A 15,430-nucleotide genomic window follows, 5' to 3' on the forward strand; every position below is an offset into this window, starting at 1 on the left:
GGATCCGCGTGAGGCTGCGGCTGCCCCCGCGCGTGGCGGAGCTGCTCGGGCCGAACCCAGCGTGGTCGGACGATCACGAGGGGCGCAGTGGCGGGGTCGTCCGGGCCAATGGCACGTATTGGGTCAAGCGTGGTGCGGTCGCGGTGGCGGAGTTTCCGCGGTATCGGTGGCTGGCGGAGCGGTCGATGGCGGTGCCGGAGATTGCGGTCTTCGAGGACGACATGCTGGTGCTCGTCGATGCGGGAGTGCCGAGTGTGGCTTCGGTGCAGCCGGATTCGCCGGGCGCGTTGATGGGCGAGACATTGCGGCGGTTGCACGCACTGCCGGTGGCGGGCTGTCCGTTCGATGCCCGGCTCGACATCACCCTGGCGGAGGCGTATCGGCTGCTTGTCGAGGGGCTGGTCGACGTCGACGATTTCGATGAGGACAATCTCGGGCGGACGGCAGAGCAGGTGTACGAACAGCTGGTCGCCGAACGGCCCGACACCGAGGATCTCGTTGTGGCGCATGGTGATTACACGCCGTCGAATGTGCTGGCGGGCGGGATTCTCATCGACGTGGGCCGGCTGGGGGTCGCGGACCGCTACCGCGATCTGGCGTTGGCCGCGCGGGATCTCGCCGATGATTTCGGTGTCGGCGAGGTGGAGGCATTCTTCGCCGCCTACAGCCTGCCCGATCCCGATCCGGCGCGGCTGGCCTACTACCGTCTGCTCGACGAATTGTTCTGAGCCGCAGCGGGTTCGCCTACTCCGCCTGCGTCTTCCTCGCGTAGTGCCGGGTGGCCTTGGCGCGGTTGCCGCAGGCCGCCATGGAATGCCAGCGGCGGGTGCCGTTCTTCGAGGTGTCCAGGAAGTACAGGATGCACTGCGGATGCGCGCACTGCTTGATGCGGTCCGGGGTGCTCGCCAGCAGGTGGAGCAGGTTGTCGGCGGCGAGCCAGCCGGGTAGCCAGACCGGCTCGGCGACCTCGGGGAGCGCGGCCGGGCCGTCCGGGGTGAGGGAACGGCGGATGCGGCCGTGCGCCAGGACGGTATTGAGGTCGTCGGCGGTCTCGCCGCGGACCGCACGCAGGATCGCCTCCCGGGTCGTCACGAGCGCGTGCAGCGTCGCCTCGTCGGCGGGCAGGTCGAGGTCGTTGCCGGCCAGCCACTCCCGCAGCCCGGACACGTCGGTGAGCAGGTCCTGGGGTCCGCTCGCCGCGATCCAGCGGGTGTTGAGCAGGTCCAGGGCGAGCGGTTCACCGAGGTGGGGGCGTGGTTCTGGCATGCCTGAGGGTAACCGCCGTAGTGCGCGCATCGGCCCGACGACTCCTTTCTAACCGGCAAAACCAACTATAGGGGTTGACGGCAGGTGTGTGCCGCCGCTAGCTTCTAACCTGTCAAATGAACTACGATGGTTATATCGTCCGAAGGGGGTCTCCATGACCGCACCTGTTCTCGCCACCGGGCACATCGGCCTCAATGTCACCGACCTCGACCGCTCGGTGGACTTCTACCGCAGCGCGCTCGGCTTCGAACAGCTCGGCGCCGGCGGCGAGGGCGCCCAGCGCTTCGCCTTCCTGGGCCGCGACGGCAAACTCCAGGTCACCCTCTGGCAGCAGAGTGGCGGCGAGTTCTCCGCCGAAACTCCCGGCCTGCACCACCTCTCGTTCCAGGTCGACACCATCGACCAGGTCCGTGAGATGGAATCCGCGCTGAAGGCCCGGAATGTCGCCTTCGCCCACGACGGCGTGGTCGCCCACGGTGAGGGCGCCTCCTCCGGCGGCATCTTCTTCACCGACCCCGACGGCATCCGCCTCGAGATCTACGCCCCCTCCGGTGCCGACCACGCCCCCGCCCCCTCGGGCGCCGCCCCCACCTGCGGCTTCTTCTGATCCGGAATACCGCCACCAGCACCAGAATTCACCCGAGAAGACCGGTCACCTCCGCAGGCGGCCCGATGGGAGCTCACATGAACGCCGTCTCGACACGCGATGCGCACCACGACGGGAAGGCATGGGCCACAAAGAAGCCCGGTGCGCCGGCCGGCGAGCCCGGATCGAAGGGTAGTGCCGTGGCGGCGAGCGGGATCGGCTATCACCCTGGGGAATTGGTCGTGCAGCGACGCATGGGGCAGGAGGATATTGCTCAACGGGTCGGGCGGATGATTCGCGCCGATATTCCGGCCGCGGCGGCGGAATTCCTGGCGGAGCAGCCGATGATCGTGGTGGCTGCCGCCGATGACGGTGGGCGGATGTGGGCGGGTCAGTTGGTTGGGCCGCCCGGGTTCGTGCATGCGTCCGGTGAGCGGGCCATCGAGGTCGAGGCGCGGCCGGTGGCCGGTGACCCGCTCGCTGAAACACTGCACACCGCACGGCATGTCGGCATGATCGCGTTGCAGCCGCAACTGCGGCGGCGGATGCGCGTCAATGGTGTGATCGCACCCACCGCGACCGGGCTGCACATCGATACCGAGCAGGTGTATTCGAACTGCCCGAAGTACATCTCCCGCCGTGGCATCGAGGAGTGGGCGACGGGCGGGGCTCCGACGGTGCGCCGGGCCAGCGCGCTGGACGAGTCCCAGCGGCAGCTCATCGCCCGCGCCGACGCGTTCTTCGTCGCATCCGCCGATGTCGACGGCAACGCCGACGCCTCTCATCGCGGCGGCAATCCCGGCTTCCTGCAGGTCCTTTCCCCGACCCGCCTGCGCTGGCCCGATTACCGTGGCAACTCCATGTTCATGACTCTCGGCAATATCGCCGCCGACCCGCGTTGCGGCCTCCTGATTCCCGACTGGCGCACCGGCGCCACCCTGCAACTCACCGGGACCGCCGAGATCACCTGGGAGGAAGCCGCTTTCACCGCCGGTGCCCAATGCGCCATCGACTTCACCCTCACCGAAGTCGTCGAAATCACGGACGCCACACCCTTGCGCTGGGGTGAACCCGAGCTGTCCCCGACCAACCCTTAGCCAATACCGTGCGCATCCGCCCTCCATGTGCCCTGGCAATTTCGTCCTCGGTGATCGACTCCGCCGATATCCAGCGGCCTTACATCCGTCCATCCCTCACTCCCTGCCGCGTCCCGGCAAGGTGCCCAGCCCACTCCACACCCGAATCGAAAGGTCTCCTTCATGCGTCCTCCGCTACCTCCGTTCGGCCTGGAATCCGCCAAGTTCAAAGTCCGCGCGGCCGAAAATGCCTGGAACACGCGCGATCCCGAGACAGTCGCCCAGGCCTACACCGAGGACTCGGTCTGGCGTAACCGCGACGAATTCCTCACCGGCCGCGCCGAAATCGTCGACTTCCTGAAGCACAAGTGGGCCAAGGAGAACGGCTACGCCCTGCGCAAGGACCTGTGGTCCTTCACGGAGAACCGCATCGCCGTCCGCTTCCAATACGAATGGCACGACGACGAGGGCCAGTGGCACCGCAGCTACGGCAACGAGCTCTGGGAATTCGCCCCCGACGGCCGCATGTCCCGCCGCGAGGCCAGCATCAACGACGTCCCCATCGCCGAGTCCGACCGCCGCATCTTCGGCCCCCGCACCCCCGAAGAGGACGCCCTGGGCTTCCCCCTCCGGTGACAACAAGGATCAGGGAGCTCTCACGGGGGAATTCGCCCGAATTCCCCCGTGAGAGCTCCCTGATCTTGATTTCCCGGTCAGGCGACCGTCGCGGGCTCGGGCGGGACGAGGACGGGGTTCTCGGAGGTGGGGTGGGATGCGTGGTTGTAGAGGGCGAAAACGACTGCGGCTGCGATGATTCCGAAGACGCCCGCCGTGAGCGTCGCCGAGTTCAGGCCGTCCACGAAGCCGTGAGTCATCGGGTGCGCATCGCTCGCGTTGCGGAAGACGGTGCCCAGCACCGCGACTCCCAGCGCCAGGCCCAGCTGCCGCGCGGTGTTGATCGCACCGGCGGCGGTGCCGCTCTGGCGTGGCGGGACCGCGGCCATGCCTACCGCCATCAGCGGCGGAGCCATCACGCCCACGCCGACACCGATCACCAGGAAGCCGGGAATGGCGGTGGTCCAGGATGATCCGGAGCCGATGAGGGTCAGCAGGGAGCTGCCCGCGCCGATCGCCAGCAGGCCGCCGCCGATCGTCCACTTCGGCGCCACCTCGTGCAGGAACCGGCCGAAGATGCCCGAGGTCAGGAAGGCGCACACCGACATCGGCAGCATCGACAGCCCGGCCCGCAGCGGGGTCAGGTGCAGGTACTGCTGCAGCCACAGCGATACCAGCGGGCTGGACGCGAAGGCCGCGAAGCTCATGCCGACCGCGGCCATCAGCGTCGCGGTGAAGCCCGCGCTGCGCAGCATGGGCAACGGCAACATCGGTGCCGCACTGCGGGATTCGAGCAGGATGAACGCGACCAGCGCGACCGCGCCGCCGATCAGCGCCACCGCCGCCCCGCGATCACCCCAGCCGTGCTCGCCGCCACGGATGATGCCGTAGGTGACGGCTGTCGCCGCGACGGTGAAGCTCAGCATTCCGCCGACGTCGATGCGCCGGTCCGCGTGCCGCGGCGACGGCCCGAACGCCAAGGCGGACAACATGATCGCGACCGCGGCGATCGGCAGGTTGACGAAGAAGATCCACCGCCACGACAGCAGATCGGTCAGCACGCCGCCCAGCACCACGCCGATACCGGCCGCCGCACCCGACACCGCGCCCCACGCGCTGAAGGCGATGCCGCGATCGCGTCCGGTGTACGTGGCGTGCAGCAGCGACAGCGTGGTGGCCAGCATGGCCGCGCCGCCGATGCCCTGCGCCGCGCGCGCCGCCACCAGCACGCCCGCCGACCCGGCGACGCCGCAGGCCAGGCTGGCCGCCGCGAACAGGGCCAGGCCGATCAGATAGGTGGGTTTCGCGCCGAATCGGTCGGCGAGCGAACCGAGCATGAGCAGCAGTGCGGCCAGCGCCAGCGCGTAGCCGTCGACGACCCATTGCAGCCCGGACAGGCCGGCGCCCAGGTCGGCGGCGATGTCCGGCAGCGCCACATTCACGATGGTGACGTCGATGAGCAGCATCAGTGAGCCCAGGCACGCGGCGAAGAGGGGCAACCACTTCCGCATGAGAACCTCCATAGAACGAACGATCTCGTCTCCAAGCATGGAATAGCCGCTCGTATCCACCTAGTTGTCCAGGTTCATACGGTAGATTCCTCCTATGTTCGAGGAAGAGTTGGATGATTCCTCCGTCCTGGACGTGCTCGACAAACAGATCGTGCACGGCCTGGTCACCGATGCGCGCATCCCGTTCGCACGGTTGGGGGCGATCCTCGGCGTCTCCGAGCAGACGGTGGCGCGGCGGTATCGGTCACTGCGGTCGCGCGGCATGATTCATGTGGCGGGCCAGGTGAACACGGTGCCGCTGGGGCAGCCGCGCTGGGTCATGCGCATCACCTCGACGCCCGCAAAGGCCGTCGCCCTCGCCGAATCCCTCGCGCGGCTACCGGAATTGAGCTGGGTATCACTGCTGACCAGTGGCTTCGAGATCATGTGCGCGGGCCGTACGCGGTCGATCGAGCGGCGGGACGAGTTGCTGCTGCGCATGATTCCGCGCGCCAGCTCGGTGGTCGGGCTGACGGTGCACGAGGTGATGCGGCAGTTTCCGTTCCCCGAGGAGTGGCCCCGCTACGACCGGTTCTTCACCGCGGAGCAGCTGCGTGAGCTCGGCCCGCGGCCGCCGATGTGGGAGCCCGCGGGTCCGGAAACCCAGGTCACGCTGTCGCGCGAGGACGAGGCGATGATGGCCATCCTGGCTCGCGATGGGCGCGCGCCCTACGCGCGGCTGGCGGCCGCCACCGGCTGGAGCGCGACCCGGGTGGCCCGGCGGATGAGCGAGCTCGTCGAGTACGGCGTGCTCTACTTCGACCTCGACTTCGCTTTGCAGCTCATGGGTTACACGTGTCGCGCGGTGCTGTGGATGCGGGTGGATCCGGCGCGGCTGGAGGAGGTGGGCAAGGCCATCTCGGAGCATTCGGAGGTCGCCTATCTGGCGGCGATCACCGGGCCGACCAATCTGACCGCGTCGCTGGTCTGCCGGGACAATGCCCATCTGTATCGCTATGTGACCGAACGGCTCGGCGCGTTGCCCGGCATCCGGGATATCGAGGTGGCGACGGCGCTGCGGGTGTTCAAGCAGTCGCAGACGCTGGTCGACGCGCAGAAGCTCGCGGTGCTGCCCTGATTGCCGAATGCTTGCTACCAGGTCTTTCGCGTGTCGCCCAGCGCGTCACTTGCATCGAACACCTGTTCGTCTAAGCTCGTCGTCGGAACTTGTCGGTGCCGCCCTCTAACGTGGGCGCCAACCACAGCATGAGACACACCCGTTGAGAAGGGGATCAGACGATGGCACCACAGGCTTTCGATCGTGACAAGGCGCTCGAGCTCGCGCTCGCGCAGGTGGAGAAGAGCTTCGGCAAAGGCGCGGTCATGCGTCTGGGCGAGGAGGCGCGTCAGCCCATTTCGGTGATTCCGACCGGCTCCATCGCGCTGGATGTGGCGCTGGGCCTGGGTGGCCTGCCGCGCGGCCGCATCGTCGAGATCTACGGTCCGGAATCCTCGGGTAAGACCACGGTCGCCCTGCACGCGGTCGCCAATGCGCAGGCCGCCGGCGGTGTCGCCGCCTTCATCGACGCCGAGCACGCGCTGGATCCCGACTACGCCCGCAAGCTGGGTGTCGACACCGACGCGCTGCTGGTCTCCCAGCCGGACACCGGTGAGCAGGCCCTCGAAATCGCCGACATGCTGGTGCGTTCCGGCGCCATTGACATCATCGTCATCGACTCCGTCGCCGCCCTGGTGCCGCGCGCCGAGATCGAGGGCGAGATGGGTGACAGCCACGTCGGTCTGCAGGCCCGCCTGATGAGCCAGGCGCTGCGCAAGATGACCAGCGCGCTCAACAACTCCGGCACCACCGCCATCTTCATCAACCAGCTGCGCGAGAAGATCGGCGTCATGTTCGGCTCCCCCGAGACCACCACCGGTGGTAAGGCGCTGAAGTTCTACGCCTCGGTCCGCCTGGACGTCCGCCGTATCGAGACCCTCAAGGACGGTTCGGACGCGGTCGGTAACCGCACCCGCGTGAAGGTCGTCAAGAACAAGGTGAGCCCGCCGTTCAAGCAGGCCGAGTTCGACATCCTCTACGGCATCGGCATCTCCAAGGAGGGCTCGATCATCGACATGGGTGTCGATCAGGGCTTCATCCGCAAGTCCGGCTCCTGGTACACCTACGAGGGCGACCAGCTCGGCCAGGGCAAGGAGAACGCCCGCAAGTTCCTCCTCGAGAACACCGATGTCCGCGACGAGATCGAGAAGAAGATCAAGGAGAAGCTCGGCATCGGCGCGGACGTCACCGCCGAAGAGGCCCCCGCCGACTTCTGATCCATGACTCCTCGGGAACCCGAAGGGCCCCGGCCTGATTCGCCGGGGCCCGCTCGCCTGGAAGCGGTGGAACGCCTCCGCCGCCAACTGGAGTCATCCGCGGCCCGAGCCGCCGGCCGCGCGTCCCGCCCCACCGCTCCCAGGCCCCGAACCCCCGAGCCCGGCCACGACCTCTTCGGCTCCGCCGACCCCTACACCACCGGCGTCGGCACCTGGAACTACGGCCCATCCGCCCCCGCCGCGTCCTATCACCCTGTCCCCGAAGACAATTCGCCGGACACCGATCACTCCACCTGGTGCACCACCGACGACGCGACCGCCACACCCGAGCCGCCCCCGTCGCACCGACCGAAGCTCTCCGAGCTGTCGCGACCACAATCCTCCGATGCGAGCCGAGACCCCGAGCCGCCGGACCATCAACCTGGCAACCCCTCTGCTCAGGCCGCGTCCGCCATCGGCCCCGCGCCTGCCGACGACTCCGCGCCGCATGCCGCCCAGCTGGGCCGGTGCGCCCGGGCCGGAGATGATCCAACGGACAGAGAGAACCCACCCGCGCCGAGCGCGACTCGGGACGGCGAATCGAGTACTACCCGCGCCGAATCCGCCGATCTGGAACCAGTCGGTGCTGGTCGATCGCGGGAGGACAAGCTGCGTGCGGCTCGTGCGGCGCTCGCCGCGGCCACCGCTGCCGCCACCGACTCCGGACAATCCGGTCGAACTAGACGTGAGCGAGCCGTCGGCGGAGCCGCCCGCCGGTCACGGCAGCGGCACGGCGATACCGGGCCCCTCACCGGGACGGATACCGGCACCGACGAGGATCGGTCCGGCAGTGGGGCGGCCGTAGCGGACTACGCGGAGGATGGGGAGGAGGCATTCCCGCAGCGCCGTTCGACGAGTCGGGTCGACGCGCAATCGGATCGGGGGCGCGGTCGGAGGGGAGGGCGCGGGGCGGATTCGATTGTCGGCGAGGACGCTGCTCGCGATCGGCCGGGCGAGGATCGGGGCGCACGGGTGGGCGTGGGTCCGGCGCGATCGTACGATGACGACGAGGGCGATGAGTTCGGTGGTGGTGGTCGGCGGTCGGGGCGGGAAAGGCGCGGGCGGTCGCGGTCGGATTCGGGTGGGGAGCACGGGGAATCGATCGGATCGGCGGGTGGGGGTACCGAGGCGCAGGCGAAAGAGGTGTGTCTGCGGCTGCTGGCCGATCGTGCGCGAAGTCGCTCCGAACTCGCGGATCGGTTGGCCGACAGGGGTTTCAGCGTGCCGGTGGCCAAGCGTGCACTGGACCGGCTCGCCGAGGTCGGACTGATCGATGATGCCGCCTTCGCTCGGCAGTGGGTGCGTTCCCGGCACCTGTACGCGGGGAAAGGGAAGAAGGTGTTGGCGGAGGAGTTGCGCCGCAAGGGAATCGCGCCGGAGCATGCCGAACCAGCCCTGGAATCGGTGACCACCGAGGACGAGGATGCGCGCGCCGCGGAGATGGTCCGCCGCAAGCTGAAGACCTTGTCCCCGGAGGTCGATCGCGACAAAGCCATCGCACGCTTGGTCGCCATGCTGGCCCGGCGTGGCTACAGCCCCGCCACCGCCTTCGGCGTAGTGACCGCCGAACTTGCCACAATGGCAATGCAACGCGGCGAAGCGGACGCCCCCGGCACCGTGCCGCCGCTCCGTTCGAAGCCCGCCGCATCACGCCCCGAATCCGCTTCCGACGACGCGGATTCCGCCACCGACCTGGTCCGGGCCAAACTGCGCACCCTGTCCCCGAGCCTCGACCGTGACACGGCCACTCGCCGCCTGGTCGCCATGCTGGCCCGCCGCGGCTACCAACCGGGCACCGCCTACCAGGTGGTGTCGGCCGAACTGGCCGCCACCGCGACGCCCCGGGCAGCCGAGGAGCCCGGCGACCAGGCCGAGCCATCGGATCCCGTCTCGCACGACGACGAGCACACCCGCGCCACCGAACTGGCCCGCGCCAAACTCCGCACTATGCCCCGAGATCTGGACCGCGAGAAAGCAATTCGCCGCCTGGTCGGCATGCTCGCCCGGCGCGGCATTACTCAATCCACGGCCTACGCCGTGGTGAAGGCTGAATTGGCGGAGGCCGGACGTGGGTAGCGGTCCCGGAGCCGCTGCTGCCGGGACCGGCTACCAGCGGACCATCGGTAGTGGCCGGAGCGGATGGGCGACGGCGTAGGTGAGGGCGCGGCGGGCAAGGTAGGTGTGGAAGCCGAGGTAGGGCAGTTGTCCCACGACCGTGTCGATGTCGGCGCGGGCCAGCGGTCGGTACAGGCGGCCGCGGGTGGCGTCTATGCGATCGGCGATGCGGAAGGTCTCGACCACCCTGTTGTCATTGCGACGGAGGCGGTGGTGGTCGAGCACCATGCGTCGAACCGCGGCGATGTCGGTGATGCCGAACTCGGCCGCGTGTACGTCGGCCAGATCGGCGGAGGGCTCGAGATAGTCCCACGTCTCCGCGGTCCACACGCCCAGGTCGTGGATCGCCCAGGCCAGCGCCGCCGCGTCGGACACCTGCTCACCCAGCAACAAGCCCTGGTAATTGAGGCTGCGCAGCACATGGTTTCGGTAGGCCGGAAGTTGGGTCCCGAGCGCATCGCGATGCTGATCCAGTACCGCGTCCACGATCGGATGGGACGTTTCGACGATCATGCATGAACCCCCGCGTCACTGATCAACTACGTCATGGATGCTACGCGCACGCCATGGGCCGGACCCCGACATCGTGCTGGCGCATGGGGATCGGCGGTGTTGGCCGGCAGCGGAACAGATGGCGATCGAGGGATTCCTCGAGCAGGCATGGGTGACCACGCTCTCCGAATTTCCGTCTCGGGCAGGGTCTCTCGCCGACGGACCCGAACCGGAAGATCGCCGGCATACGGCACCTATACCGACCACTTGATGACCAAGGTGATCACCGCGGCCACCACGCCGAGGGCGAGGGCCGCGGCGCCCCATGTGACGCCGCGGCGCGCCCATGGCCGGTTGTGGTCGAGGGAGAATCGGCCCGGCCCCGTGATCGCCAGCGTCAGCGCGGCAACGGCGAACAGCAGGGCGCCCTCATAGCCCATCAACCCGTGATGCCAGGTCACATTCATCGCGTTGATCATGGTGCCGATGGCGATAGCCGCCCCGAGCGGCGTGAGCAGCCCGAGGAACAGCAGCGCGCCACCGGTGAATTCACACAGCCCCGCCAGCGTGCCGAACACCCGGCCGGGGTGATACCCAAGCTTTTCGAACCCCGCGGTGGTCTGGTGCCAGCCCGCGCCATTGAACCACCCGAACAGTTTCTGGCTGCCGTGCACAAACATCAACCCACCGAAGAACACCCGCAACACCAGCAGCCCCACATCAACCGCACTGGAATCGATATTCTTGGCCGGATCCCTGACGTTGTCATCGGTGACGTTGGTGGTCATGACGTCCCACTTCGTGTGATGAAGCAGGTTGATGAAACAACCTGTCTTCCCATCCCACCGATGAATACGGGCCGGCCACCGAACCGGTTCAATCGCCTGGAAGAGCGAGTCCCGAGACCAATTGCCGTCGCCCGTGCTCACGCCATCACATGTGTGGTCACTGTGACCTGAAACCACCATCGGCCCACTCGGTGAATACGGTGAAGTCCTTGCGCCGCAGCCCTGTCCGAGGGTCCACGCGGTACAGGAGAGCCGAATTGCCGTGCTGCGCTGACACCCACTCCCGGTCATGGTCACGAATCTCGTCGTCGACCCAGATGAAAGGCCGCCCCGCTGCCCACTCGACCACGGTCCGGGTCTTCCAGTGCAATCCGAACCATTCGTCGACCTGCTCATCCGCGCGTTCCGGCCATTCCACCACCGCCAGGTCCGGCAATCCCAGCAGCGGACCGACAACCCGGTTGGCGTCGTGCGTCCACGACGTCGCCCACACCAATTCGCAGGGGAGCGCGGACAGCAGCGGCCCGAGTGCCGGATCGAGTCGTGTCACCAGCGGGTTGGCCGCGTTCCGCCCGGCCGGTACGTCCTTCCCGGGCGGTCCGCCGAACGGCAGTAATGGTCCGTCGATATCGAGAAAGAAGATTGGGTAATGCGGCACGACTACAGATATGAGGGGTTCCACGGGTCGAAAAGAACCGGCTTCGGGATTGCGGCACGGCTGAGGATGCCGCACGTACAGCCTTCAGTGCAGGACGCCACCCGGGCGGCGGGTGGAGAGTGCCCGGCGGGTGTGGCGGTGGTTGGTGTGGCGGAGGGCACGGGGGGTGGCCATGTGGGGTGCGGATGGGCGGGACGGTTTGTCGTGGCGGGCGGCGAGGAGGCGGCCTGCGGCATCGTAGACGGCGAGTGCTCCGATGATGGCGGCGAAGGCGGTGAGGCCGGCGAGGAGTGGGGTGACGATGGTGGTCAGGAACAGCCCGAAGACGAATTCTCTTCGAGCGCTGTCGTCTTCGTTCATGGAGACCAGTATGCGAGCTGGATGGAGCAATTGTCCCCGGGTCGGCTGAGCATTCCCGGAATGCCCGGTCCCGGTTCAGGAGTCACGGCTCCCGAACCGGGGTCCGAGGTCAGCTCCCCGGCCGCGCGTCGCCGATCACGCCGGGTGCGGACTGGTCCGCCATGACGACATCCATGCCCGGGGGAGGGGTGACGGCGCCTGCCGCGAGCGCGGCCCGGGAGCCGCGCTTGCGGGTGCGCAGCCACTTCTCCACGCGGGTGGCGATCACGGTCAGCGCGTAGTTGATGACGATCATGATGATGGCCACCACGATCAGCGAGGGGATCGGATTCTTTTCCGCCGCACCGAGCTGCGTGCCTCTGCGCACGATTTCCAGATAGGTGATCTGGTAGGCGAGTGCGGAGTCCTTCAGCGCCACTACCATCTGCGAGATGAGCGCAGGCAGCATGGCGGTGACGGCCTGCGGCAGCAGGATGGTCACCATCACCTGGGTTTTGCGCATGCCCAGGGCGACGGCGGCCTCGGTCTGTCCCCGGGGCAGCGCACGGATGCCCGAGCGCACGATCTCGGCGATGACCGATCCGTTGTAGATGGTCAGCGCCGCCACCGCGGCCCCGAGCGCCAGCTGGTCGGAGGGGAAGACGTTCTGCTGGGCGAACAGGGTGAACAGGAACAGCATCAGGATCAGCACGGGAATGGCCCGCGAGATCTCCACCACCAGACCGGCGAACCAGCGCACCGCGCGATGGTCCGACAGTCGCAGAATGCCGAACACCATTCCGAGAACCAGCGCGAGCACTATGGACAGCGCCGCCGCCTCGAGGGTGCCACGCAGACCTGGCAGCAGGTAGGTACGCCAGGTATCGCTCTCGGTGAAGGGCTTCCACTTTTCGGCGGTGAACTGCCCCTTGTCGGCCAGTCCGTGATACACGAACCAGACCGCTGCCACCGCGGCCGCGATGAAGACGACCGAGTAGATCCGGTAGCGCCGCCGCGCGCGGGGTCCCGGCGCGTCGTAGAGCACGGACGCCGCAGTCATCGCGCCACCTCGAATCTCTTGGCCAGCCAGCCGAAGAACAGACCGGTCGGCAATGTCAGGATGACGAACCCGAGCGCGAAGATGGCGCCGACACTCAGCGGCGCCGCCTCGTTCTCGTTCATCTCCGACATGAGCAGCGCGGCCTCACCGACGCCGATGGCCGAGGCGATGGTCGTGTTCTTGGTCAAGGCGATGAATACACTGCCCAGCGGTGCGATGACTGCCCGGAACGCCTGCGGCAGTACCACAATCCGCAGATTCTGCCCGAAGGTGAGCCCCAGCGAACGTCCCGCCTCCGACTGCCCGAACGGCACCGTATTGATGCCCGCGCGCAGCGACTCGCACACGAAAGCCGCCGTGTAGATACTCAACCCGACGATCGCGAAGCGAAAGCTGTTCTCCGCGATGCTGTTCGGTCCTTCGGCGGCCAGCCGCCACCCGAGGGTCTGGTACAGGCCCAGTGAGCAGAACACGATGATCAGCGTGAGCGGCGTATTGCGAATGATGTTGACGTACAGCGCGCCGATCCAGCGTGCGACCGGGGTCGGTGACACCCGCATGGCCGCCACAACGGTGCCGAGAATCAGCGCGAAGAACGCCGAATACAGCGTCAGTTTGATCGTCACCCAGAACGCGTCGAGCAGTTTGGTGTGATAGTTGGAGATCATGTCGAACACGACTGCCCCACTCCTTCGATCAGAAGACGGAGCGCACCAGGCGATTTCGCGACTCTTGGCGTGAAATCACCCGGCGCGCGTCCGCGAATCAGTACCGGTCGACCTTGGGCGGTTCCGGAATCTGGAAGCCGGTGCTGCCGAATTCCTTCTCCAGCGCCGCCTTCCACGCGCCCGAGGTGATCATGGCATCGATGGCGTCGTTGATCTTGCCGCGCGATTCGGTGTCGCCCTTCTTCACGCCGATGCCGTAGTTCTCGACGGAGAAGGTCTTGCCGACCACCTTCAGCGCGCCCGGCGACTGCGCGGCGTAACCGCGCAGGATGATGTCATCGGTGGTGACCGCGTCCACCGCGCCCGACTTCAGCGCCTCCACGCACAGCGAGTAGGTGTCGTACTCCTGCAGCTGAACTTCCTTGGCGTACTTGTCCTTCACGTTCTGCGCCGGGGTGGAGCCCTTGACCGAGCACAGCTTCTTGTTGCCGGTCAGCGATTCCGGCCCGGTGACGTCGGTGTTGTCCGACCGCACCAGCAGCGACTGCCCGGTCACGAAGTACGGGCCCGCGAAGTCGACCTTCTGCTTGCGGGCGTCGGTGATGGAGTAGGTGGCGACGATGAAGTCGACCTGCCCGTTCTGGATCAGCGTCTCGCGCTGCGCCGACGGCGATTCCTTGAAGGTGATGTTCTCCGGCTTCACGCCCATCTTGTCGGCCACGTACTTGGCGACGTCGACGTCGAAACCGCTGTAGCTGCCGTCCTTGTTGAGCAGTCCCAGGCCCGGCTGGTCGAACTTGATGCCGATGGTGAGCTTGCCGTCGGCCGCGTGCTGGCTGGCGGTCTTGTTGCTGCCGCCGCCGCATGCGGTGACGGCGAGCGCCAGGGCAGCCACTCCGGCGGCGATCCGGATTGCGTGGTTGATCCTCATCGAACGTCCTGTTCTCTTGTGGAGTGCGGGAGTGTTCCCTAGTGGAGTGGAGTCAGTGGGAGAGGATCTTGCCCAGGAAGTCCCTGGCGCGATCCGATTTCGGTGCGGTGAAGAAGGATTCGGGCTCGGTGTCCTCGACGATCTGCCCGTCGGCCATGAACAGCACCCGATTGCCCGCGCGCCGCGCGAAGCCCATCTCGTGGGTCACGACGAGCATGGTCATGCCGTCCTTCGCCAGCCCGACCATGACCTCGAGCACCTCGGACACCATCTCCGGATCGAGCGCGGAGGTCGGCTCGTCGAACAGCATCACCTTGGGGTCCATGGCCAGCGCCCGCGCGATGGCCACGCGCTGCTGCTGACCGCCCGACAGCTGCGCCGGATACTTGTCGGCCTGATTGGCGATGCCCACCCGGTCGAGTAGTTCCAGTGCCCGGGCGCGCGCCCTGGTCTTGTCGACACGCCGCACCTTCACCGGCGCCAGCATCACGTTCTCGAGAATCGTCTTGTGTGCGAACAGGTTGAACTGCTGGAACACCATCCCCACATCGGCGCGCAGCTTCGCGAGGGCCTTGCCCTCGTCGGGCAATTTCACGCCGTCGACGGCGATCTCACCGGAGTCGATGGTTTCGAGCCGGTTGATGGTTCGGCACAGGGTCGACTTGCCGGAGCCGGAGGGCCCCACCACGATCACGACCTGCCCTTTGGGCACTTCGAGATTGATGTCACGCAACACGTGCAGCGAGCCGAAGTGCTTGTCCACATTCCGCATCGAGATCATCGGCGCGGGAGTGCTGATGGAATCGGCCACGTCGGTCATGACCAGTGACCCTAATCATGTCGTGCCCGAAATGCTTGTCTTTGCCTGGGCGGCCCGAGCAACGCCGGGACTCGACACCCCCGCGTAACCAGCGATTGATGCTGCTGAGACCACCATCGCCCGGTCGGACGATGATTCGCCGACAATTCCACG

General features: G+C 67.2%; 16 protein-coding genes and 1 pseudogene. 7 read left to right on the forward strand and 10 right to left on the reverse strand.

Going from position 1 to position 15,430, the window contains the following annotated elements; genetic code table 11:
* Window positions 1-8: 8 nt before the first annotated feature.
* Window positions 9-728, forward strand: a complete 720-nt coding sequence (locus tag ACIRRA_RS03975; RefSeq protein WP_402762744.1) for a phosphotransferase — start codon at window positions 9-11, stop codon at window positions 726-728.
* 16 nt (window positions 729-744) lie between these two features.
* Here ACIRRA_RS03975 and ACIRRA_RS03980 read toward each other — a convergent pair whose 3' ends face one another.
* Window positions 745-1,266, reverse strand: a complete 522-nt coding sequence (locus ACIRRA_RS03980) for a CGNR zinc finger domain-containing protein (RefSeq protein WP_402762747.1) — start codon at window positions 1,264-1,266, stop codon at window positions 745-747.
* A gap of 154 nt (window positions 1,267-1,420) precedes the next feature.
* Between ACIRRA_RS03980 and ACIRRA_RS03985 the strand changes: the two genes are divergently transcribed.
* The 3 genes from ACIRRA_RS03985 to ACIRRA_RS03995 all read left to right on the forward strand — a co-directional run bounded on the left by ACIRRA_RS03985 (window position 1,421) and on the right by ACIRRA_RS03995 (window position 3,564).
* Window positions 1,421-1,873, forward strand: coding sequence for a VOC family protein (locus tag ACIRRA_RS03985; RefSeq protein ID WP_402762749.1), 453 nt, complete (start codon window positions 1,421-1,423; stop codon window positions 1,871-1,873).
* A gap of 194 nt (window positions 1,874-2,067) precedes the next feature.
* Complete coding sequence (locus ACIRRA_RS03990) at window positions 2,068-2,949, forward strand: pyridoxamine 5'-phosphate oxidase family protein (RefSeq protein ID WP_402763674.1); 882 nt, start codon at window positions 2,068-2,070, stop codon at window positions 2,947-2,949.
* A 162-nt stretch (window positions 2,950-3,111) separates the two neighbouring features.
* Window positions 3,112-3,564 (forward strand): nuclear transport factor 2 family protein, encoded by a 453-nt coding sequence (locus tag ACIRRA_RS03995; protein WP_402762752.1) that lies wholly within the window; start codon window positions 3,112-3,114, stop codon window positions 3,562-3,564.
* A gap of 77 nt (window positions 3,565-3,641) precedes the next feature.
* Here ACIRRA_RS03995 and ACIRRA_RS04000 read toward each other — a convergent pair whose 3' ends face one another.
* Window positions 3,642-5,054 carry an MFS transporter gene (locus ACIRRA_RS04000; RefSeq protein ID WP_402762754.1) on the reverse strand — a complete coding sequence of 471 codons (1,413 nt, stop codon included), beginning with the start codon at window positions 5,052-5,054 and terminating at the stop codon, window positions 3,642-3,644.
* Between the two features lie 94 nt (window positions 5,055-5,148).
* Between ACIRRA_RS04000 and ACIRRA_RS04005 the strand changes: the two genes are divergently transcribed.
* The 3 genes and pseudogenes from ACIRRA_RS04005 to ACIRRA_RS04015 form a co-directional block, all read left to right on the forward strand.
* Window positions 5,149-6,171 (forward strand): Lrp/AsnC family transcriptional regulator, encoded by a 1,023-nt coding sequence (locus tag ACIRRA_RS04005; protein ID WP_402762757.1) that lies wholly within the window; start codon window positions 5,149-5,151, stop codon window positions 6,169-6,171.
* A 161-nt stretch (window positions 6,172-6,332) separates the two neighbouring features.
* Window positions 6,333-7,367 (forward strand): recombinase RecA, encoded by a 1,035-nt coding sequence (gene recA / locus ACIRRA_RS04010; RefSeq protein WP_354839607.1) that lies wholly within the window; start codon window positions 6,333-6,335, stop codon window positions 7,365-7,367.
* 1,140 nt (window positions 7,368-8,507) lie between these two features.
* Window positions 8,508-8,981, forward strand: a pseudogene (locus tag ACIRRA_RS04015) (regulatory protein RecX); the annotation flags it as partial.
* Window positions 8,982-9,512: 531 nt separating this feature from the next.
* Here the strand turns inward: ACIRRA_RS04015 and ACIRRA_RS04020 are convergent.
* The 8 genes from ACIRRA_RS04020 to ACIRRA_RS04055 all read right to left on the reverse strand — a co-directional run bounded on the left by ACIRRA_RS04020 (window position 9,513) and on the right by ACIRRA_RS04055 (window position 15,238).
* Complete coding sequence (locus ACIRRA_RS04020) at window positions 9,513-10,034, reverse strand: hypothetical protein (protein ID WP_402762760.1); 522 nt, start codon at window positions 10,032-10,034, stop codon at window positions 9,513-9,515.
* 233 nt (window positions 10,035-10,267) lie between these two features.
* On the reverse strand, window positions 10,268-10,801 hold the full coding sequence (locus ACIRRA_RS04025) for a DoxX family protein (protein ID WP_402762763.1): 534 nt from the start codon (window positions 10,799-10,801) through the stop codon (window positions 10,268-10,270).
* Window positions 10,802-10,958: 157 nt separating this feature from the next.
* Window positions 10,959-11,459 carry an HAD domain-containing protein gene (locus ACIRRA_RS04030; RefSeq protein ID WP_402762765.1) on the reverse strand — a complete coding sequence of 167 codons (501 nt, stop codon included), beginning with the start codon at window positions 11,457-11,459 and terminating at the stop codon, window positions 10,959-10,961.
* 84 nt (window positions 11,460-11,543) lie between these two features.
* A complete protein-coding gene (locus ACIRRA_RS04035; RefSeq protein ID WP_402762768.1) occupies window positions 11,544-11,819 on the reverse strand; it encodes a hypothetical protein in 276 nt (91 codons plus the stop codon).
* 109 nt (window positions 11,820-11,928) lie between these two features.
* Window positions 11,929-12,858: an amino acid ABC transporter permease gene (locus ACIRRA_RS04040; RefSeq protein WP_402762771.1), complete on the reverse strand. Its 930-nt coding sequence runs from the start codon at window positions 12,856-12,858 to the stop codon at window positions 11,929-11,931.
* Window positions 12,855-13,526: an amino acid ABC transporter permease gene (locus ACIRRA_RS04045; protein WP_402763676.1), complete on the reverse strand. Its 672-nt coding sequence runs from the start codon at window positions 13,524-13,526 to the stop codon at window positions 12,855-12,857. The genes ACIRRA_RS04040 and ACIRRA_RS04045 overlap by 4 nt, the downstream gene beginning before the upstream one ends.
* 97 nt (window positions 13,527-13,623) lie before the next feature.
* A complete protein-coding gene (locus ACIRRA_RS04050; RefSeq protein ID WP_354839620.1) occupies window positions 13,624-14,457 on the reverse strand; it encodes a glutamate ABC transporter substrate-binding protein in 834 nt (277 codons plus the stop codon).
* 52 nt (window positions 14,458-14,509) lie between these two features.
* The gene (locus ACIRRA_RS04055) at window positions 14,510-15,238 is read right to left on the reverse strand and encodes an amino acid ABC transporter ATP-binding protein (RefSeq protein WP_402763679.1); all 729 of its coding nucleotides are present in this window, start codon (window positions 15,236-15,238) and stop codon (window positions 14,510-14,512) included.
* Window positions 15,239-15,430 lie beyond the last annotated feature (192 nt).

The organism is Nocardia sp. NPDC101769 (genome assembly GCF_044766925.1).
In the GTDB taxonomy this organism is placed as follows: domain Bacteria; phylum Actinomycetota; class Actinomycetes; order Mycobacteriales; family Mycobacteriaceae; genus Nocardia.